Below are 21,469 nucleotides of genomic sequence, written 5' to 3'. Positions count from 1 at the left end.
TTGATGATCATAAAAGGGTGTTTCTCCACAGATTCTGTGGATAAATATGTTTATAGGACTGTATTTTGTGGATTAAAACAACAGCACATTCTTAAAGCCCGAGAGACTTAATGGAAAATATCTTTATTTTTCATAATGTTATTTTTCGACGAGAACTTATAAAGCGATGTTATTTTAACCACTGAAAACATGTTCAAAATAACACCAACTAAGGCACTTGCTAGCAATACTTAGCCGAGATAGTAAAGTGACACATTCTCCACTACGCAAGAGTTTGCTAACATAGCGATTGAAATACTCTAGAGACAAAGACATGAACGCACCGCCACAAACCCTTAGTCAACTGCAACAACGGGTCGATGCTATAGCAGGTAAAACGCTGGGACAATTGGCAGGTGAGCTGGGCTTTAAAACACCGCAAGACTTGCTGCGTGAAAAAGGCTGGGTTGGTCAGCTTATTGAACTTGCGTTAGGAGCCAGTGCTGGCTCACTGCCCGAACCCGACTTTGTGTCATTAGGTGTCGAACTGAAAACTCTGCCCATCTCGCAAAAAGGTTTGCCACTAGAGACGACCTTTGTCAGTGTCGCCCCCTTAACCAATCTACAAGGGCTGACCTTTGAACAAAGCACAGTGTACAAGAAGCTTAATCACGTACTGTGGCTGCCAATACTGGCCGAACGTGATATCGCAGTAATCGACAGAGTCATTGGCAGTGGCTTTTTGTGGCGTCCCAATGAGCAACAGTTTGCACAGCTTAAACGTGATTGGGAGGAGCTCACCGAGCTGATTGCATTGGGGAAAATAGAAACGCTCAACGGCCATTATGGCGAAGTATTGCAACTGCGTCCTAAAGCGGCAAACAGCCAAGCGTTAACTGACGCCATTGGCCCACAAGGAAAAACAATTCAAACTCTGCCCCGTGGCTTTTACCTTAAAACCCATTTTACGAGACAGATTCTAGCCAACCATTTCGCCTTATAAACCCGGTCTGTGGAGGTCTGACTAGCGCCGCTTTGGGTATCAATCATAGCCTTTTATCACTGCCAGCCCTTGTGGATACCAATGCAATTGTTCGTAGGGCTTTTGCGCTATCGCTGCTAATCGACTACCTAAATCGCCAACATGCGCTTCTAACTTGTGACCATCAGGGTCTAGGAAATACAAAGAGCTTCCTTCACTGCTATTTTCCTGCCAAAAACACACATCAGCGGCGGTTAATCGCTGTTGCAATTCACAAAAACGGTTTGGCTCCACCGTTAGAGCAATATGGGAGTAATCTTGCGCTGGTTGGGGTCGGCCAACATTAAGGCATAGCCACAGTTCTTGGTTTTGCAGGTAAGCACCTTGACGCCAACGCACTAACGGAGTGAAACATAGCAGCTCGGAGTAAAACTGTAACGAACGCCGCAAATCATGCACCGTTAAAGTAAGGTGATTGATGCCTAGCAACATCAGTTTTAGTACTTAAGCAACACTTTCGCGCAGAGCTCGCTGAAATGCTGATGCAAATAATGGCGGGCTAAGGTGCTCTCTTTCTCTGCAATAACAATATGCAATAGCACCATAGCTATCACTGCACTGGCGAGCGCAGCCTCAGTGCCAATCAACACGCCTAGTATCACAGAAGGTAATAGCGCCAAGACAATTAACAACCAGCGTATCGCCCATTTTACCGGGTGCACTGCCCGAAACTCTTTATAGGCCTGTTCCACGACCTGACTACGCTCATCGGTATTAAGCGTGTCTAATTCTGGACATCCGAGAAAATAAAGTACTGTCATCCTGCCCTCCTTGAGCCTTACCAATGCAGATACAGTGACTGTTCCGATTTAGACTCATAGTGACACAACAATGAAAGGTAAACAATATTAACAACAGGTTAATTTAACTATTAAAAACAATTAATAACACTTACTTTACTGGCAACTGAAAAGTAATTCCCTTATAACATGAAGGTGGCCCCAAAAGAGGGCTAACGGACTATTAAGGAGATAATAATGAAATTAGGATTGCTTTTGGCAGGATGTGCAGTGGTGCTATTAAGTGGTTGCGCTGGCCAAGCTAATGAAGGACAAACCGCCAATAATGACGGCCTGATTTGTGAGTTGAAAAGGCCGACTGGCTCGAACATACCCAAGCGTGTCTGTATGACTGCTGAAGAAAAAGCAGCACAAGAAAAAGCAGGTCAAGATTACGTAAAGCGTGAGCTCAATCGCGGTACAACCAACAGCCTTCAATAACCTTCGTATTAGTGCTGCTATTTAACCACAAGCCAAGCTTTTAAGTGCTTGATAATACCAGAAATAAAAAAACCGCAGCTGAGCTGCGGTTTTTTTGTTCAACAACTGGTTATTGACCTTTGATTTCCGAGCGACCTTTATATACCGCTTTATCACCCAGTTGCTGCTCAATACGTAGCAACTGGTTGTACTTAGCGACACGGTCAGAGCGACACAATGAACCCGTCTTAATTTGACCGGCTGCTGTGCCTACTGCCAAATCAGCGATGGTGGCGTCTTCAGTTTCACCACTGCGGTGTGAAATAACCGCTGTGAAGCCCGCATCTTGCGCCATTTTGATCGCATCCAAGGTTTCAGACAGAGAACCAATTTGGTTAAACTTGATAAGAATCGAGTTACCAATGCTTTCATCAATACCGCGCTTTAAGATTTTCGTGTTTGTTACGAATAAATCATCGCCGACCAATTGCACCTTATCGCCAATTTTGTCAGTCAGAATTTTCCAGCCGTCCCAGTCACTCTCATCCAAGCCATCTTCAATAGAGATGATTGGATAGCGCGCTGCCAAGTCAGCCAAGAAATCTGCAAACCCAGCAGAATCAAACTCTTTGCCTTCGCCTTTAAGGTCATATTTACCATCGTGGTAAAACTCTGACGCAGCACAATCAAGCGCCAAGGTCACGTCTTTGTTGAGCTCATAACCGGCAGCTTTAACCGCTTCAGCGATCACTTCCAGAGCTTCTTCGTTCGACTTCAGATCAGGAGCAAAACCACCTTCATCACCCACCGCCGTATTTAAGCCGCGAGCACTGAGTACTTTCTTCAAGCTATGGAAAATTTCCGCGCCCATACGCAGCGCTTCACGGAAGCTAGACGCGCCTACTGGCTGAACCATAAACTCTTGAATATCAACGTTGTTATCGGCGTGTTCACCACCGTTAAGAATGTTCATCATTGGCACAGGCATAGAGTAGTTACCTGAGGTGCCATTGATATCAGCGATATGTTCGAATAGCTCTACGCCCTTTTCTTGAGCAGCTGCTTTAGCATTCGCTAAAGACACAGCCAAAATCGCGTTTGCACCTAGTTTTTCTTTGTTTTCAGTGCCATCTAGCTCTAACATCACCGCATCTATAGCGCGTTGTTCAAGGGCATTTTGACCTTTTAATGCGGTGGCAATTTCGTTGTTTACGTAACCGACTGCGGTTAGCACACCTTTGCCTAGGTAACGTGCTTTGTCGCCGTCACGCAGCTCCAATGCTTCTCGCGTACCGGTTGATGCACCTGATGGAGCACAGGCACGACCCCATGCACCACTGGCTAAGTGAACCTCAGCTTCAACAGTTGGGTTACCTCGTGAGTCCATCACTTCACGGCCGATCACTTTAACAATTTCTGACATCTTGCTTGATTCCTCTTGTCCCAAGTGTAAAACGAAAAAGCCGTGCATGAGCACGGCTTTATCTGACAATTACGAAGATTGTTTCTGGAAGCTGTTTGCTGCTGCCACGAAACCTTCAAATAGTGGGTGACCATCGCGTGGTGTTGAGGTGAATTCCGGGTGGAATTGCGCCGCAATAAACCATGGATGATCTTCATTTTCGATGATTTCCACCAGCTTTTTATCTTCGGAGAGACCGGTGAATTTCAGACCCGCTTGCTCAAGTTGTTCAACATAATTGTTGTTTACTTCGTAGCGGTGGCGGTGACGCTCAACCACTTGGTCACTGCCGTACACCTCGCGTACTTTTGAACCCTCTTTAAGGTGACATAACTGCGCGCCTAAACGCATAGTGCCGCCTAAATCAGAGTCTGCATCACGCATTTCAACATTACCGTCTTTATCCAGCCACTCGGTGATAAGGCCAACCACCGGATGCGCAGAGCCGGCATCAAATTCAGTTGAGTTCGCCCCTTCTAGGCCAGCAACGTTGCGTGCGTATTCAATCAGTGCGACTTGCATCCCCAAACAAATACCTAGGTAAGGCACCTTGTTTTCACGAGCATACTGCGCTGTGCGAATTTTGCCTTCAATACCTCGGCCGCCAAAGCCACCCGGTACAAGGATAGCGTCTAAGCCGTGCAGTAATTCAACGCCTTTGCTCTCAATATCCTGGGAGTCAACATACTGGATATTAACAGTTAAGCGATTCTTCAAACCGGCATGTTTAAGGGCTTCATTCACCGATTTATAAGCATCAGGAAGCTCAATATACTTACCGACCATACCTATGGTCACTTCCCCAATTGGGTTCGACTCTTGATACAGTACTTGTTCCCACTCAGACAGATCCGCTTCTGGGCAATCTAAGTAAAAACGGCGACAAATAATATTGTCTAAATCTTGCGACTTTAATAACGCCGGAATTTTGTAAATGCTGTCGACGTCTTGCAGTGAGATAACCGCTTTTTCTTCAACATTGGTGAATAGTGCTATTTTAGCGCGCTCGTTGGCCGGCAATTTACACGCCGAACGGCATACCAGCACATCAGGCTGAATACCGATGGAACGAAGCTCTTTCACCGAGTGCTGCGTAGGCTTGGTTTTCACTTCTCCTGCTGGGCCTAAGAAAGGCACTAGAGTTAAGTGCATGAACAGCGCATTTTCACGTCCAAGCTCGGTACCAAGCTGACGGATTGCTTCTAAGAAAGGTTGTGATTCAATATCACCAACCGTGCCGCCGATTTCCACGATGGCCACATCATGCCCTTCAGCACCTTCAATCACACGGCGTTTGATATCATTGGTGATATGTGGAATAACCTGAATGGTGGCGCCTAGGTACTCACCACGGCGCTCACGGCGCAACACATCTTCGTATACGCGTCCTTGAGTGAAGTTGTTGCGGCTGGTCATTTTGGTGCGGATAAAGCGCTCGTAGTGACCTAGGTCAAGGTCTGTTTCAGCCCCGTCTTCGGTAACAAACACTTCACCGTGTTGAATCGGGCTCATAGTGCCCGGGTCAACGTTGATATAAGGATCCAGCTTTAAGATGGTCACCTTTAAGCCACGTGCTTCTAAAATTGCGGCCAAAGACGCTGCGGCAATACCTTTACCCAACGAGGAAACCACCCCGCCCGTAACGAAGATAAATTTTGTACTCATGCGAACCCTAAGATATCAGGAAATGGATTAAATAGAATCAAGACGGGGCGATAGTATAGCAAAGCCACCTGCGCCAATCCAGTTTAAATTGGCCTACGGGTGCGGCCCTACTCTTGTGATTTGACCTTTTGCCACGCTGCTTCCATTTGCGCTAATGAGGCGTCTTCAAGACTGTGCTGCTGCTCATTGATGTGTACTTCCACTTGGTTGAATCGCTTAGTGAATTTGCGATTGGCTTGGCGCAGTAACTGCTCAGGGTCACGACCAAGATGGCGAGCGACATTAACAGTGGCAAACAGCAAATCACCAATTTCTTCAGCACTGTGATCGCTGTGTGGATCAATGTTGATGGCCTCACGCACTTCCTCGACCTCTTCATTCACCTTATCCAAAGCGCCGCTAATGCAGGGCCAATCAAAGCCCACACTGGCGACCCGCTTTTGAATTTTGTGAGCCGCGCTGAGCGCTGGAAGATTGCTAGGAATATCGTCTAGAAGCTGCTTTTGCCCTTGCGCTTGGCGCTGCTGATGCTTGCGCTGCTCCCAATTTCCGGGCTCTGCTTCATCGGCAAAAATATGACCATGACGCTGCTTGAGCTTACGATTTAAACCACTGACGATGTCTTCAAAATCAAACAGCTGCTGTTCTTTTCCCAGTTGCGCATAAAAAATCACCTGAAATAATAGGTCGCCAAGCTCGGCTTTAAGGGCAGTAAAATCACCACGCTCTATGGTGTCGGCGACCTCATAGGCTTCCTCAAGAGTGTGCGGCACTATGGTGTGAAAATCTTGCCCCAAATCCCATTCGCAACCCGACTCAGGACAGCGCAGCTTGGCCATAATCGCCAATAGTTCATCAACAGAGTCCATTAGCTAGCTCCAACTCGGTTGGCATCGTACACGCCATCAATTTGCAGTAACTTCGTTAGCAGTCGATTGGTGCTGCTTAGGTCTGAGACCGCGATCTTCATCGAAAATATCGCCAGTTGCTTCTCATCAATAGTATTCACATTCATGCTCATCACATTGACCTTCTCATTGGCGAGCACCGCGCTGATATCGCGAATTAACCCTTGGCGATCGTTGGCCTCGACCTTAATTGACAGAGCAAAGTCTTGGCTAGTTTTTTGCGACCAACTGACTTCCACAATGCGCTCGGGGTGACGCTCTTGTAGCTGCGCAAATTGCTCACAATCACTGCGATGCACCGCGATGCCTCGACCCTGAGTAATATAGCCACAAATGCTATCGCCTGGCACCGGCTCACAGCAACCTGCCATATGGCTCATCAGCGAGCCAACGCCATCAACCACGATGCCATTTTTATCGCCTTTGTGATTACCACGGTGCGGCTTGAACTTGATTTGTGGTTCGCTTTCACCTTTGTTTTGCACAAAGTTAAGCAGCTGATTTAGACGCACATCACCGGCACCGATAGCGACCAAGAGGTCATCAAGAGCTGAGAAATTAAAACGCTTAATCGCCGGCTCGAGGTCTTTGTAGTGAATATCGAGCTTTTGCAGCTCGCCATCGAGAATATCCTTACCAGCTTGTAAGTTTTTGTCTCGATCTAGCTGCTTAAACCAGTGGTGGATCTTCGAACGTGCTCGTGAGGAGCGGATATACCCTAAGCTAGGGTTAAGCCAATCACGGCTCGGATTGGGCTCTTTTTGGGTAAGAATCTCGACCTGATCGCCAGTTTGTAACTGGTAGGTGAAAGGCACAATTTTGCCGAACACCTTAGCGCCAACACAACGATGACCAACGTTGGAATGAATGTAATAGGCAAAATCCAAGGGGGTTGCCCCATGGGGTAAATCAAAGATATCGCCGCGCGGGGTGAACACGTACACCCGGTCTTCGACCACCTGGTTTTTCAATTCATCCGCTAGGTCGGTGCCATCCACAACTTCTTCTTGCCACTGCAGAATCTTCTGCAACCAATTAATTTTTTGCTCGTAACCCGAGTCCCGACCAGGTAGTGCGCCTTCTTTATACATCCAATGTGCCGCCACACCTAGCTCCGCATCCTCATGCATTTGCTGGGTACGGATCTGAATTTCTACGGTTTTTCCTTCCGGCCCGAAGACCACGGTATGAATCGATTGATAGCCGTTCGGTTTGGGTGTGGCAACATAATCGTCAAACTCTTTGGGTAAATGACGCCAACTGGTGTGTACGATACCCAAGGCACCATAACAATCTTGAATTTCATCGACGATGATGCGCATGGCACGAATGTCGAACAATTGATCAAACTCGTAGTTCTTTTTGCTCATTTTCTTAAAAATACTGAAAATGTGCTTCGGGCGGCCATATACCTGCGCCTGAATTCCCGCTTGGGTAAGCTTGTCTTCTACCTGCTTGACCATATCGCGCATATACGCTTCACGGTCTAAGCGCTTCTCTTCAAGCAATTTAGCAATGCGTTTGTAGGTTTGTGGATGCAAATAGCGAAAAGCTAAATCTTCTAGCTCCCACTTTAACTGACCAATACCAAGACGGTTTGCAAGGGGGGCAAAGATATTTGCGGTTTCTTTGGCAGCAATTACGCGCTCTTCTTCTTCGGCATTTTTCACTTCACGCAAATAGCAAACCTGCTGCGCGAGTTTAATCACCACCGCGCGAACATCTTCCACCATTGCCAACAGCATGCGGCGAATTTTATCCACCTGCACTTGGCCGCTGCCAGCATGAGCCAAAGTGCTGATGGTCGCCATTTGCTCCACCCCTTTGAGTAACAGACCCACGTCTTTGTTGAAGGTGTTGCGAGTGTCTTCAATATCTATACAACCAGCAAGGAAATAGGGCGTTAGGTAGGCCGTCGCCAATGAATTGGCGTCCAGGTTTAACTGCGCCAAAATTTCTACCATCTCCAAGGCAAGACGGTCATGCTCGGCGCACTGGCGCTCACCACAATAGTCGGCGGCCGCTTTCACTAACGCATGTTTGTCATCGCTCAGAGCTAGTTGATTTAGCGCCGTATCAAAGCTCTCTATCTGTGCTGTACGGTGTGATTGTCTGGTTGCCACCATGGCCGCAACTACCCCCGTTCGAATAAGGCCATTGTTTCAATATGCCCGGTATGCGGAAACATATTCATTATCCCAAGCTTAGTTAGCTGGTGTCCGCTGGCGAGTATAATTTTACTGTCTCTGGCCAGAGTAACGGGATCGCACGACACGTACAAGATACGTTTAAACTGATTGCACGGTAATTGCGCAAGCACCGCTTCAGCACCAGTGCGAGATGGATCGAGGATCAACACATCAAGCTCACTTGAAAACCACTGTGCTTGCGCTAATGGCTGCGTGAGGTCACTGCAATGAAAATCACAGTTATCAATGCCATTATGTTGAGCATTGTCGCGCGCATGGGAGACGGCCGATTCAACTCCTTCGACACCCGTAACATGCTGTGCTTGCATAGCCGCTAACAACGAGAAATTACCCACCCCGCAAAACAAATCTAATACCCGCTCATGCGCCGCTAAATTAAGCCATGACATGGCTTGCGTGAGCATTTTGTCGTTAACCTCGGCATTTACTTGAATGAAATTTTGCAGTCCAAAGCCAAGGCGGAGCTGACTATTTTCCAGCTCATAGTAAGTGCTAGGCAAGCTCTGCTGCGCTTCACTTTGCCAAACAAGTTGCCAGTTGTGTTGTTGCGCCTGCGCGTTTATATCTTCGCGCAGTGCTTGCGCTATTGCCTTAGTGTGGCGTACAACAATGAAATTATGTTCTTTGGCACTCACCAACTGTAAATGGGTAATACAGCGCAAAGCACGATGCGCACCAATAACATCACGAAAGAAGTCAAAGACACCCATAAACCCTGCATCAAGCACCGGGCAAGCAACAATATTAGTGATCTGTTTTGATCCCTGCTGGCGAAAACCTACTTTGATGGTCTCTTGCTTATTATCACAATATACGCTTACCCGGGCACTACGACGATAATGCCAAGGTGAGCTATCAATGGGACTCTGCCATGGCAATGAACTGAGCCCAGTGAACTTATGAAATAACGCCGCTAACGCTTTTTGTTTTTCAGCCAACTGTGCACTTGTCTCGAGGTGCTGCAAGTTACAACCACCACAGTGCTGGTAGTGTTGGCACTTTGGCTCCACTCGTTCAGCACTGGGGCTTAATACTTTCACACAGCGTGCTTCAGCGTAATTCTTTTTATCGCTGAGTATTTCTGCTTTGACTTGCTCCGAGTCGAGCGCCCCAGCAACAAAGATCACTTTACCTTTATCTTTGGCGACACCGCGACCATGGTGGTCGAGCCCGGATATCGACAAGGTACGAAAGCGCTGACTGACTGATTTTTTTGTGGGCTTAAAGAACTTCGCCATTGACTACCCTAATTAACATTGCGAAAGGCCTGTGAAAGCTATAACCTAAACCTATCACAGACAAAAAATATGGTTGATTATGAACCGATTAGGCCTGCGGGACTCGGTATTGATCCTGACCTTGGTGCCTACTGTGGTGATTGGTCTGTTACTTGGCGGTTATTTTACTATAAATCGCTACCTTGAGCTGGATGAATTTCTTATCGAGCAAGGTAATACGATCATCGAGCCCTTAAGTATAGCGCTGGAAAACCCATTGGCGAACAACGACCAAGGCGCACTTGAGCGCATCGCCAGGCATATTCATAACAAACACTCACCTCTTATTAAGTCCGTTGCTATTTTCGATAGCAACGATGAACTGGTGTTGGCCAGCAATTTACACCGTGAGTTTGCGCGTTTAACCCAAGTACCGACGCTTGATAATAAAACCAGTAGCAAAACAACCCGAGAAGGCGATTTCCTGGTTATCTACCATGGCATACTTGACCCCAATGCGCCGAGTCATCAGCCTTTTAAAACTAATGGCATTGTCATGGTGCAATTTAATCGCCAAGTTGCGGTCGTCGAGCAGCAAAAGGCGGTGCTGATCAGTGCTGCGGTCATTCTGCTAGCCATTGGCTTTGCCGTGGTGATATCGATTCGTTTGAGCCGTATGATCACTCAGCCACTGTCGCGTTTAGTTCAAGCAACCCAAGAAGTCGCTCATGGGAAAGAGGCCGATAATATTCAAAAGCCAATGCAGGGCGAGCTCGAACAGCTGCGCCAAGGGTTGCTGCATATTAACCAGCATATGGCCGAAGAAAAGGATGAGATGCAGCGTCATATTGACCAAGCCACTGCTGATTATCAAGAAACCCTCGAGCAGTATGAGATGCAAAACATCCAGCTCAATATCGCCAAACGTGATGCATTGGCTGCCAACCAAGTTAAATCAGACTTCTTAGCGAAAATGAGTCATGAACTGCGTACCCCACTGAACGGAGTCATCGGGTTTGCCCGCCAGCTTTATAAAACGCCACTGAATAAAAACCAAAAAGATTACCTCGATACCATTGAGCTCTCAGCGAATAGCCTGTTGACAATCATCAGTGACATTCTCGATTTTTCTAAGCTTGAAGCTGGCGCCATGGAACTGGAAAGCATTCAATTCCAAATCCGTGATGCCGTTAATGAAGTGCTCACCTTATTAGCCCCCGGCGCTCATGAGAAGAACCTGGAGTTGTCTATTCACGTAAACCCAAACGTGCCCGATCACCTTGTTGGCGACCCCACACGCTTTCGGCAAATACTGACTAACTTAGTCAGTAATGCTATTAAATTTACCGAACACGGCGAAGTCAATATTGATATTAGTAGCCGGTTGTTGAACGACGAACGTGTCTCATTGTTAATATCCGTAAAGGATACGGGTGTGGGCATTGCCATGGACAAGCAAGACACTTTGTTTACGCCCTTTGGCCAGGCCGACTCTTCCATTACCCGAAAATTTGGCGGCACAGGCCTCGGCCTTATCATTACCAAACATTTAGTCGAGGCTATGGGCGGTCGCATCACTCTGAACTCGGCTCCCGGCAAGGGCACCTGTTTTACCTTCAACGCCGTGTTCAAAGTACCTGAACATCACTTTGAACTTGACCTGCCTTGTGCTTCTTTGGTCAACAAGCGGGTGCTGTATTTCGAGCAGAACGAACACAGTTATATGGCAACCAGCAGTATTTTGGCGGCTTGGGGCGTGCATTTAACCGGGTGCCGCACCATAGAAGAGCTCGAGCAGGCTGCCAGTAACGCATTCAACTACGATATCTGCGTGCTTGGTGACCCCGGCGGCGCAGAGTCCATGGCCAGAATGAAGCAGCTCATTGCCATTGCTCGTCAATGCAGTGACTACCTCTACTTGTTACTCAACACAGTGTCACATAATATGCGTGAGGCACTCGTTGGCAGTGGTGCCGATGGGTGTCTTAGTAAGCCAATTAACCATCGCAAATTCTGCGAAATGTTGGCCGCGCCATTTCGCTTGGATCACCCAACTATTCACACTCACGACCATCATACGACCCGTTTGCCACTCAAAGCCTTGGTGGTCGATGACAATGATGCCAACCTAAAACTGATCTGTGCCTTACTCGAAGAACAAGTGGAGAGTTTAGATACCGCACATAACGGCGCGCAAGCGGTCGAAGTATGTAAAAGCCATCGTTACGACTTAATTTTTATGGACATTCAAATGCCGATTATGGATGGCATTACCGCGTGTAAACTAATCTTAGAGTCATCTCTGAATGAAGATACCCCGATTATTGCGGTCACTGCCCATGCCTTAGATGGTGAAAAGGAGCAGTTAAAACATGTCGGCTTTGCCAGTTACCTTACTAAGCCGTTAGATGAGGATATGCTCAGCGATGCTCTATTGCATTATGCCCCCAATGACAAGCTTGCTCGTGAGCGCGTCAGTGCTAAACCGCCACTAAGCGAGCCCCCCTTTATCAGCGACAGTTTAAATTGGGAGCTGGCATTGCAACGTGCCGGTGGCAAGGAAGATTTGGCCCAAGAGATGCTGAATATGTTGCTATTAAGTATTCCTGAAACACTGAACCTTATCGAAGAGGCGATGGCAAAAGATGATCATGAACGTTTGCTGTCGATAATCCACAAGTTTCATGGTGCTTGTTGCTATACCGGTGTGCCTAAACTGAAAAAACTCGCCGAGTTGATAGAAACCGCAATGAAAGAAAAAGCCAGCATTAATGATATTGAGCCCGAGCTGTTAGAGCTACAAGACGAGTTAAGCAATTTGATGGCTGACGCCGGTTTAGAGAAAAGCAGCTCATCTTGACTGTACTGATACGTGAAGGCAGTGCATTAAGCATTGCCTTGCACTTGTCGCCAGTGCTTTATCCTTGGTACTAATGCCTGCCAATGACGGTGCAGATAGCGACGATAACAAAGCGAGTACAGATACAGTAACGCCCGCCTTAGCGGTGTGCGTGCGCTAAGTACATGCGCTTTGACTGCGCTGATAAGCCACTGCTCATCAAAACCACTCCAGTGCCCAGCAGGTGAGAATAAGTTTCGCCACAGCACTGGGGCGACTTCATAATGTAAAATAAAGGCAAGTTCATTGAGGCTATAAGTTGAGTGCGCACAGCACCGGGCGATAGCATCATAGTGATCACTCACTGCAGTATCTAAAAACAATTCCGACAGCGCCAGCCAAACAGGTGCCCTGTTATCGAGATCGGTTGAGACGCTGCGCATGTTATGTTTACTTCAGCAACTGCAAAGCACCCATACCACCGAACTGGGCAGCACCAGTGCTTAGGGTCTAATTACGCCCGCGCTTCTAACATCAAGCGCTTCATGTCACGAACCGCTTTTTCCATGCCATCAATGGCCGCACGAGCAATAACAGCGTGACCAATATTAAGCTCATAGATTTCTTCCATCGCGGCAATTGGCTTCACATTATGATAGTGCAAGCCATGTCCTGCATTGACGATGAGCCCTTGATTATGAGCATAACGCACACCTTCACGAATAATTTCTAGTTCCTTCGCTTGTTGCTGGTCATTCTCGGCATCGGCATAGGCTCCGGTGTGAATTTCAATATAGGGTGCCGCCGCTTTCACACTGGCATCAATTTGCGCTTTATCGGCATCAATAAATAGACTGACTTTGATACCTGCAGCTGTGAGTCGTTTAACCGCGTCGGCAACTTTATCGAATTGACCGACCACATCAAGCCCCCCTTCGGTGGTGAGCTCCTCACGCTTTTCTGGTACTAGGCATACAAACGCGGGTTGTACCTCAAGGGCAATGGCCAGCATCTGTTCAGTTACCGCCATTTCTAAGTTCATGCGGGTTTGAATGGTGTCTTTCATCACATACACATCGCGGTCTTGGATATGACGACGGTCTTCGCGCAGGTGGATAGTAATACCATCAGCGCCCGCATGCTCAGCGATTGCTGCGCCATGGGCAGGATCAGGGTAACGAGTGCCACGCGCCTGGCGCAAGGTGGCGATATGATCAACGTTAATGCCTAATAGAATTTCTTTCATTGCTGCCTTACCTTGATTTAAATAATTCTCTGCTTTTCAATGGCTTATTGCCTAGCAAGGGTTTAAGTAGAAAGCGACAAAAATACTTCGCCGCCTGTTGAATTTCAGGATCTGTAAACTCACGCGCAGCCATTGCAAGCACTTGCTTACCGCTAAAACCATAGCCATATTTAGGCTGTTGTTGCATCACCCACCCTTGCTCTGGATAGTAGTCATAATGACAATCAGCGCTGATTTCTTTACCGATATTATCGTATTCAAAATCAACACCATAACCCAAGCTTTCCAATAAAGTGAGTTCGTAATGGCGTAAGCTCGCTGCCATGTGGTTAGTAGCCGCTAGGGCCTTGAGCTGCGCTTGATAAAGGTCGTACACCTGCTCCAGCGGCTCGTTCAAAGGTACGATACGCACGGCCAACTCGTTCATGTAAAAACCACAATATAGTTTGTCACCAATCAAAGCGGGCTGTGAGCCTGATAGTTCGAAATGCTGCAAATATTTAAGATCGCCGCCGCCTTGATAGCGTATGAGCAAAGGTTGGAAAGGCTGTAACTGAGCCTTATGTTTTACGGCGTGTTTACCACTGAGACGCACGATCATGCGCATCATACCACGGTGTTGTACTAAAAAATCAGCGAGCCACTGCGAGTCACTAATGGCTCGACGATGAAGTAAAAAGGCACGGTCAAAACCGGCTTCCATCGGCGTTTAATCTTCGCCATAACCTAAGCTGCGCAGTGCTCTCTCGTCATCTGCCCAACCTGATTTGACCTTCACCCAAAGCTCTAAAAACACTTTATTATCGAGCATATGCTCAAGGTCTTTACGTGCTTCTCGGCCGATAGTTTTTAACTTTTCACCTTTGTTACCGATCACCATACGTTTTTGTGTTTCACGCTCAACAAGGATCAGTGCATTAATATGCCATACACCATTGTCTTGCCACTTAAACTGTTCAATTTCTACAGTAACCGAGTAAGGCAGCTCATCACCCATAAAGCGCATCAGCTTTTCACGCACTACTTCAGCCGCTAAAAACCGCATTGAGCGATCGGTAATATAATCTTCTGGAAAGTAGAACTCACTTTCTGGCAAGCGAGCACGTACCTCTTTTTTGATCAAATCAAGATTGCGGTTGTGCTTTGCCGATACTGGAATAATGCCAGCAAAATCGCCTTTCTCACTGAGCCACTTAATGTGCGGCAAAATCAAGTTGTTGTCTTTAACTTGATCGGTCTTATTGATCACGACCAACACCGGGGTTTTGCCACCACTGACTTTACTGAGTACCATTTCATCATCATCAGTCCAATGCGTCCCCTCAACAACAAAAATCACCAATTCAACATCACCAATTGAGCTTGATGCTGCGCGGTTCATTAGCCGGTTGATAGCACGTTTTTCCTCTACGTGTAAGCCAGGTGTGTCAACGTAAACAGTTTGGTAATTATCTTCGGTGTGGATACCCATAATGCGATGGCGCGTGGTCTGTGGCTTACGCGAGGTAATACTGACCTTTTGCTCAACAATTTTATTAAGCAAGGTCGATTTTCCTACATTGGGGCGGCCAACAATGGCGACCATACCGCAATGGGTATTTGTTTGCATATCAGCTGTCATTCTTTAACATCTTTAAGGCTTTTTCCGCCGCTTTTTGCTCTGCTTTACGGCGTGAACTGCCTACAGAAATAATGCTGTCCATGCCTTCAACAATACATTCAACCGTGAATGTTTGATTATGCGCTTGACCTTTCGTATCAATCACAGTGTAGCCCGGCAAGGGGAGTTTGCGCGCCTGTAAAAACTCTTGCAGTAGAGTTTTTGGATCTTTTTGATTCATTCCTGGGGAAATTGACTCAAGGCGAGTGGCATACCAGCTTAGTACTAGGTCACGGCAGGTATCGATATCGGAGTCTAAGAACACCGCACCGATGATCGCTTCTACCGCATCAGCTAATGTAGACTCACGGCGATAACCGCCGCTTTTTAGCTCACCGGGTCCCAAGCGCAGGTAATCACCCAATTCAAATTCAACGCCAAATTCGGCAAGTGTTTGCCCACGAACCAAGGTCGATCGCATACGGCTTAAATCGCCCTCTCGCGCTTTAGGAAACTTGTGGTACAACGCATCGGCAATAACAAAGCTAAGGATAGAGTCACCTAAGAACTCTAGGCGCTCGTTATGCTGGCCTTTATGGCTGCGGTGTGTAAGGGCTTGCTCTAGTAAGTTTTGCTCACTAAAGGTATAACCAATTTTTTTATAAAGTTCTGCTACGTTTTTCTTCATTGTTACTGAATATTACCTAGGCGTTCGAATCGTACGCCGGTTGGAACCCAACTTGGAAGCGCGCTATCTGGTTCATGTTCAAATTCAAAACTCATCCAAATAAACACGGCCTTACCGACAAGGTTAGCCTCAGGTACAAACCCCCAAGCGCGTCCATCTTGACTGTTATCGCGATTGTCACCCATCATAAAATAATGGCCTTCGGGAACAATCCATTCATCAATTTTTGATCCCTGCTGGCGATAATATTTGCTCTTAAATTCTGGCAAAGTTGGGTTAATCAGAATGTCATGCTCAACTTCGCCCAAACTCTCTTGCAGCCGCACCAGCGATTGTCCTCTGAGCGAGAACTCATCTTTATTGATGATCTCTAGCGCAATTTTATTATATTCGCCACATTGCAATGCACCTTGAGTACGCTCACCCTCGGCGCAGTTTGGTTTGATATACAGCTGCTTATTGCGATACACAATGGCATCGCCAGGCAGCCCAATGACACGTTTAATAAAGTCTAACTTAGGATCTGGTGGAAACTTAAATACCGCAATATCTCCGCGCTCCGGCTTGCCGGTCTCAATAAGTTCACTGCGCCAGACCGGGTCTTTAACGCCGTAAGAGTATTTCTGTACGAGGATAAAGTCCCCCACCAAAAGGGTCGGCATCATTGACCCCGATGGAATTTGGAAGGGTTCAAAAATGAAAGAGCGAAACACCGTAATGATAGCGATCATTGGGAAAATCGACTTAGCATGCTCGGTAAGCACAGGCTCAGGTGCGATTTCTTGCTTCAACTCTTCATCAAGTTCTTTACCCGCCGCCCCTTCAGCTAGGGCTATACGCTCTTTACGTTTAGGTGCATATACAAGATGGTCAACCAACCAAATTAACCCAGAACCAAGGGTTAATAACACCAAAAATATGGAGAAATATCCGGCCATCAGAGGCATTTCCTTTTGTTATTATTTGCCAACTTTTAAAATTGCTAAGAAGGCATCTTGTGGCACTTCCACATTGCCAAGCTGCTTCATACGCTTTTTACCTTCTTTTTGCTTCTGCAAGAGCTTTTTCTTACGGCTTACGTCGCCACCATAACATTTAGCGATTACGTTTTTACGCAACTGCTTAACTGTTGAGCGGGCAATAACATGATTGCCAATAGCCGCTTGAATTGCGATATCAAACATCTGCCTTGGGATAAGTTCGCGCAGTGCTTCAGCAAGCTCACGGCCTCGCCCTTGAGCATTATCGCGGTGACAAATCATCGCTAGGGCATCAACACGGTCGCCGTTAATAAGAATATCGACCCGCACCATGTCTGAGGTACGGAATTCTTTAAAGTTATAATCTAGAGAGGCAAAACCACGGCTGGTAGACTTCAACTTATCGAAGAAATCCATCACCACTTCAGCCATCGGCAGCTCGTATGTAATAGCCACTTGATTACCATGATAATTCATACGCGTTTGCACGCCGCGCTTATCAACACACAAAGTAATAACGCTGCCTAAGTATTCTTGTGGCACAAGAATATTGGCCTCAACAATAGGCTCGCGAATTTCAAGAATATCGTTTACAGCAGGCAACTGCGATGGGTTATCAATCTGAATCGTGCCGTCTTTGGTCTCAACCTCATAGATTACCGTAGGCGCGGTTGTAATGAGGTCAATATCATATTCACGCTCTAAGCGTTCTTGGATGATTTCCATGTGCAACATGCCCAAGAAGCCACAACGGAAACCAAAACCTAATGCGGTTGAGTTCTCCGGTTCGAAGAACAGCGATGCATCATTGAGACTGAGCTTATCAAGAGCATCACGAAATGCCTCGTATTGATCCGAAGAGATCGGGAACATGCCTGCATATACCTGTGGCTTAACGCGCTGGAAGCCAGGTAAACGCTCTTGTGCTGAGTTTTTCGCCAAGGTAATCGTATCACCGACTGGCGCACCATGGATTTCTTTAATACCGGCGATTACAAAGCCTACTTCGCCCGTTTTCAGTGTGCCAGTATTAGTTTGTTTAGGGGTAAAGATACCCACCTTGTCAGCAATATGAACTTGCTCGTTCGACATGATTTTAATCTTGTCGCCCGTTTTCAGCTCGCCTTGAACAATGCGCACCAAAGACACAACGCCTTGATAAGGGTCAAACCACGAGTCGACAATAAGTGCTTTAAGAGGCCCGTCGGTGTCGCCCTGCGGTGGCGGGATATCGCGAACGATACGCTCAAGCACATCGTCAATACCAATTCCTGTTTTTGCACTGCACTGCACGGCATCAGTGGCATCAATCCCGACAATGTCCTCTATTTCTTCGGCAACACGCAGTGGATCTGCTTGTGGTAGGTCTATTTTATTAAGAATAGGCACCACTTCTAAGTCCATTTCAATGGCAGTGTAACAGTTGGCTAAGGTTTGTGCTTCGACACCCTGGCCAGCATCAACAACAAGCAACGCGCCTTCACAGGCCGCAAGAGAACGCGATACTTCATAGGAGAAGTCAACGTGCCCTGGGGTGTCGATAAAATTAAGCTGATAAGTTTCACCGTCTTTGGCGGTGTAATTCAAGGTTACACTTTGCGCTTTGATGGTAATACCACGCTCACGCTCGAGGTCCATTGAATCCAGAACTTGCTGCTGCATTTCGCGGTCGGTTAACCCGCCACATACTTGGATCAAACGATCGGAAAGGGTCGATTTACCATGGTCGATATGGGCGATAATCGAAAAGTTACGGATATGCTTCATAAATTGGATTCTGACTTCTTAAACTTGAGCTCGTGTAAATAAAGGCCCGATTTTACCTTTAATTGACGCTAATCACCAACTCTTTGCGAAATAGGTAGGCTCAAAGGGTAAATTTTTAATACTTTTACATCATGAACAACCTGCGCAAGGCGTTGTTTTGCCATGACAAAGCCAACGAAACCGGCCACCACAGCAGTGCCAATTTGCGCCAGTTCGCCTAAGCCTAAAACACTTTGTACAAGCACGGCGCTTACCAATGCCGCCAACAATGGCCAGATATAAACAACAAACGAACTGCTGACAATGTGGGAGTCATCCAAGGCTAACTTCACTTTTTGCCCCACAACGACAGGTTCAGAAAATTGATACGGGAAGGTCTTTTTATCGGTTTTGAATAACTTGGCAAAGATTTGCGCGCCACATTTACCGTTGCACCCTGCACAAGCTGGCTTTTGTTCGCTTTTTAAAAAGGCGGTATCCCCTTTCACTGATACCACCGTTAGGGTTTGCTCAATCATAATCTACAGAGGACGCTGGACGGATTCGGCAATGTTTTTCGCGGTTGCCGTCGGGATATTTCCTATCACCGAAACATCGTAAGCTCCGGCATTATGAATATACACGGTAGTTGCTCCCGAGGTCAGTGCACCGCTGGGACGCTGACTAGCTAGAGGCCGCTGCACAAACACCGAGACATCAACTAAGCCGTCAGAATAAAGGTAGTAATCGGCCAGCTCATTATTCATGTTCAGTTTATGGCGGTCGGCTTTAAGCAGTTCAAACCCTTGCGGCAGCCACCCGATACTCCAGCTGCTTTCACCACTTTGCCCATCTAGTTTCGGCAGCGGCGTAGGAAATTCACGTTGACTGATTTCCACCAGCTCCGGAGCGGGTTGCTCGGTCACACTGATATGGCTTAACTGTAACTGCTCTAGCAACTCACCACTGTGATTCACATAAGCGGATTTGAGCAATAACGAGGTCTCAGTATCCAACCACAACCAGTAATTGTACTTATCTTGGTCTTTCGCTTCGATGCGAATTTGCTGTGCCGGTCGCCCAGCGATACGTCCTTTATTTCCAAGCACAAAGCGGTAGTTGCTTTGCAGCTTATCAATATCGCTAAATAAGACTTCGGGAATAGGCCCAGCGATGGTATTAGTAGCGATTGAATATGGCTGATTTTGCGGCTCGTAATAGGTGACCTGATCATCAACTCGCACCATTTCCAAGCCGGCACCATTTAACAGCGTAAGAAGCTCTAACTCCTGCTCTTGATAAATACCATGGCTCCAACGATAAGGCTCCATAGCACGGTCTTTGACGACCACGAAAGAAGCAACAAAGTTGCGCTGCTTAACGGCCGTAGCCATATTATCCAACCACTGTTTAGCGGTCATCTCGGACATGGCCAACGCAGGAGTCAGCCACAGACTAAAAAGCGCAACATACAGGTACTTCATTACTTGTTACTAGTCCTTTTTACTTTGTGACTCGTCGTTAGCAGCGATGCGCGCCGCTTCACGGGTTTGTCGCTGGTGCTCCATAACAAGCGCACCAATACGCTGCTTCTGCAATTCTCTTAAACCACGCTCGGCGTTATCAAGCGCCGGCTCCGAAGAATAACTTACCGGCGATGCGGAACCTAAAAATGGCTGCGATTGCAATGGTGGCAAGTCGCTTTGCTCTGAACCAGAAGTGCCATATTGTTGCACACCCACTACAGCAACCACAGCAACACTTGCGGCAATCGCTGTTTGGGCGATACCACGCCACCATCCACCAGATATAACCTGAGCGCTTTGCTGTGATGCGGCTGGCTGTTGTTGTGCTTGTTGTTGGCCGAATTCAGCATGGACAGGTTCGTTTTCTAATTGCTTAGCAACCGAAGCGGCAATATCTAATTGAATTGAAGGCGCGGTCTCTGAGCGCATCGCGTCGCCAATCAGGCTGTAGCGGGCTAAGGTTTGCGAATCAATATCGTCAGTTTGGACATCGTCCAAAGACACTTCGTTGTCAACCAAAGCAGAGACAAACGCCTTATCCTGCTCACTACACTTTGCTTTAGTCATATGTAAGACTCACCTATTAACGGAGTTAACTTATTATCTATCGCTTCTCGGGCACGAAATATACGCGAACGTACCGTACCCACAGGGCAATCCATCACCGCAGCGATTTCCTCGTAGCTCATCCCCTCTAGCTCCCGCAGAGTGATGGCCGTTTTTAAATCTTCTGGTAGCTTATCTATGGTTGCAAAAATAACGTCTCTGACTTCGTCACTCAGAAGCAAATTCTCGGGCGTTGAATTTGAGCGCAATAAATCAGCGCCCTCGTAAAACTCTGCTTCATCTGCATCTACATCATTCGCAGGCGGCCGACGACCCTGTGCTACTAAGTAATTTTTCGCACAGTTCACCGCGATACGGTATAACCAAGTATAAAACGCACTGTCGCCCCGAAAGTTAGGCAGGGCCCGGTAGGCTTTAATAAACGCCTCCTGAGCTACATCTGCAACATCACCTTGATTGGCAACGTAACGAGAAATCAATCCTGCAACCTTATTCTGATATTTGGTGACCAACAGGTTATAAGCATTTTTATCTCCTTGTTGAACCTTTCTTACCAGCGCTAAATCCAAATCCTGCTCGCTCATTCGAGCCGGTA

At 47.1% G+C, this 21,469-nt stretch carries 21 protein-coding genes; 3 read left to right on the top strand and 18 right to left on the bottom strand.

Going from position 1 to position 21,469, the window contains the following annotated elements; genetic code table 11:
- Positions 1-313 precede the first annotated feature (313 nt).
- Complete coding sequence (mutH, locus tag MHM94_RS10040; protein WP_045978562.1) at positions 314-982, top strand: DNA mismatch repair endonuclease MutH; 669 nt, start codon at positions 314-316, stop codon at positions 980-982.
- 39 nt (positions 983-1,021) lie between these two features.
- Here mutH and MHM94_RS10035 read toward each other — a convergent pair whose 3' ends face one another.
- Together MHM94_RS10035 and MHM94_RS10030 are read right to left on the bottom strand one after the other, a co-directional pair.
- On the bottom strand, positions 1,022-1,453 hold the full coding sequence (locus tag MHM94_RS10035) for a fosfomycin resistance glutathione transferase (protein ID WP_235419862.1): 432 nt from the start codon (positions 1,451-1,453) through the stop codon (positions 1,022-1,024).
- 5 nt (positions 1,454-1,458) lie between these two features.
- On the bottom strand, positions 1,459-1,782 hold the full coding sequence (locus MHM94_RS10030) for a hypothetical protein (protein ID WP_022944087.1): 324 nt from the start codon (positions 1,780-1,782) through the stop codon (positions 1,459-1,461).
- A gap of 216 nt (positions 1,783-1,998) precedes the next feature.
- Between MHM94_RS10030 and MHM94_RS10025 the strand changes: the two genes are divergently transcribed.
- Positions 1,999-2,241 (top strand): hypothetical protein, encoded by a 243-nt coding sequence (locus MHM94_RS10025; protein WP_022944088.1) that lies wholly within the window; start codon positions 1,999-2,001, stop codon positions 2,239-2,241.
- A gap of 109 nt (positions 2,242-2,350) precedes the next feature.
- Here the strand turns inward: MHM94_RS10025 and eno are convergent, their stop codons facing one another.
- The 5 genes from eno to rlmD form a co-directional block, all read right to left on the bottom strand.
- Positions 2,351-3,643, bottom strand: a complete 1,293-nt coding sequence (eno, locus tag MHM94_RS10020) for a phosphopyruvate hydratase (RefSeq protein WP_045978620.1) — start codon at positions 3,641-3,643, stop codon at positions 2,351-2,353.
- 69 nt (positions 3,644-3,712) lie between these two features.
- Positions 3,713-5,347: a CTP synthase gene (locus MHM94_RS10015; protein ID WP_022944090.1), complete on the bottom strand. Its 1,635-nt coding sequence runs from the start codon at positions 5,345-5,347 to the stop codon at positions 3,713-3,715.
- Positions 5,348-5,454: 107 nt separating this feature from the next.
- Entirely contained in the window at positions 5,455-6,216 is a 762-nt protein-coding gene (gene mazG / locus MHM94_RS10010; protein WP_235419861.1) for a nucleoside triphosphate pyrophosphohydrolase, read from the bottom strand.
- Positions 6,216-8,381, bottom strand: coding sequence for a GTP diphosphokinase (gene relA, locus MHM94_RS10005; protein ID WP_022944092.1), 2,166 nt, complete (start codon positions 8,379-8,381; stop codon positions 6,216-6,218). The genes mazG and relA overlap by 1 nt, the downstream gene beginning before the upstream one ends.
- Positions 8,382-8,389: 8 nt before the next feature.
- Entirely contained in the window at positions 8,390-9,703 is a 1,314-nt protein-coding gene (rlmD, locus tag MHM94_RS10000) for a 23S rRNA (uracil(1939)-C(5))-methyltransferase RlmD (RefSeq protein ID WP_235419860.1), read from the bottom strand.
- 79 nt (positions 9,704-9,782) lie between these two features.
- Between rlmD and barA the strand changes: the two genes are divergently transcribed.
- The gene (barA, locus tag MHM94_RS09995) at positions 9,783-12,542 is read left to right on the top strand and encodes a two-component sensor histidine kinase BarA (protein WP_235419859.1); all 2,760 of its coding nucleotides are present in this window, start codon (positions 9,783-9,785) and stop codon (positions 12,540-12,542) included.
- Between the two features lie 26 nt (positions 12,543-12,568).
- Here barA and MHM94_RS09990 read toward each other — a convergent pair whose 3' ends face one another.
- The 11 genes from MHM94_RS09990 to rpoE all read right to left on the bottom strand — a co-directional run bounded on the left by MHM94_RS09990 (position 12,569) and on the right by rpoE (position 21,458).
- Positions 12,569-12,964 carry a hypothetical protein gene (locus MHM94_RS09990; protein WP_235419858.1) on the bottom strand — a complete coding sequence of 132 codons (396 nt, stop codon included), beginning with the start codon at positions 12,962-12,964 and terminating at the stop codon, positions 12,569-12,571.
- A 71-nt stretch (positions 12,965-13,035) separates the two neighbouring features.
- Positions 13,036-13,767: a pyridoxine 5'-phosphate synthase gene (gene pdxJ / locus MHM94_RS09985; protein WP_022944096.1), complete on the bottom strand. Its 732-nt coding sequence runs from the start codon at positions 13,765-13,767 to the stop codon at positions 13,036-13,038.
- Between the two features lie 7 nt (positions 13,768-13,774).
- Positions 13,775-14,470 carry a DNA repair protein RecO gene (gene recO / locus MHM94_RS09980; RefSeq protein WP_235419857.1) on the bottom strand — a complete coding sequence of 232 codons (696 nt, stop codon included), beginning with the start codon at positions 14,468-14,470 and terminating at the stop codon, positions 13,775-13,777.
- A gap of 6 nt (positions 14,471-14,476) precedes the next feature.
- Positions 14,477-15,376: a GTPase Era gene (era, locus tag MHM94_RS09975; protein WP_026110994.1), complete on the bottom strand. Its 900-nt coding sequence runs from the start codon at positions 15,374-15,376 to the stop codon at positions 14,477-14,479.
- Position 15,377: 1 nt separating this feature from the next.
- Complete coding sequence (gene rnc / locus MHM94_RS09970; protein ID WP_022944099.1) at positions 15,378-16,055, bottom strand: ribonuclease III; 678 nt, start codon at positions 16,053-16,055, stop codon at positions 15,378-15,380.
- Positions 16,056-16,057: 2 nt separating this feature from the next.
- Positions 16,058-16,993 (bottom strand): signal peptidase I, encoded by a 936-nt coding sequence (gene lepB, locus MHM94_RS09965; RefSeq protein ID WP_022944100.1) that lies wholly within the window; start codon positions 16,991-16,993, stop codon positions 16,058-16,060.
- Between the two features lie 21 nt (positions 16,994-17,014).
- A complete protein-coding gene (gene lepA, locus MHM94_RS09960) occupies positions 17,015-18,802 on the bottom strand; it encodes a translation elongation factor 4 (RefSeq protein ID WP_022944101.1) in 1,788 nt (595 codons plus the stop codon).
- 68 nt (positions 18,803-18,870) lie between these two features.
- The gene (locus MHM94_RS09955; protein ID WP_022944102.1) at positions 18,871-19,320 is read right to left on the bottom strand and encodes a SoxR reducing system RseC family protein; all 450 of its coding nucleotides are present in this window, start codon (positions 19,318-19,320) and stop codon (positions 18,871-18,873) included.
- 3 nt (positions 19,321-19,323) lie between these two features.
- Positions 19,324-20,211, bottom strand: a complete 888-nt coding sequence (locus MHM94_RS09950; protein WP_231658110.1) for a MucB/RseB C-terminal domain-containing protein — start codon at positions 20,209-20,211, stop codon at positions 19,324-19,326.
- Between the two features lie 63 nt (positions 20,212-20,274).
- The gene (locus MHM94_RS09945; RefSeq protein WP_235419856.1) at positions 20,275-20,874 is read right to left on the bottom strand and encodes an RseA family anti-sigma factor; all 600 of its coding nucleotides are present in this window, start codon (positions 20,872-20,874) and stop codon (positions 20,275-20,277) included.
- A complete protein-coding gene (rpoE, locus tag MHM94_RS09940; RefSeq protein WP_235419855.1) occupies positions 20,871-21,458 on the bottom strand; it encodes an RNA polymerase sigma factor RpoE in 588 nt (195 codons plus the stop codon). The genes MHM94_RS09945 and rpoE overlap by 4 nt, the downstream gene beginning before the upstream one ends.
- Positions 21,459-21,469: the final 11 nt, after the last annotated feature.

This window comes from Pseudoalteromonas sp. CNAT2-18.1 (genome assembly GCF_022347865.1).
Taxonomy (GTDB): domain Bacteria; phylum Pseudomonadota; class Gammaproteobacteria; order Enterobacterales; family Alteromonadaceae; genus Pseudoalteromonas; species Pseudoalteromonas ruthenica.
This window is presented reverse-complemented; position numbering and strand designations above follow the sequence as displayed.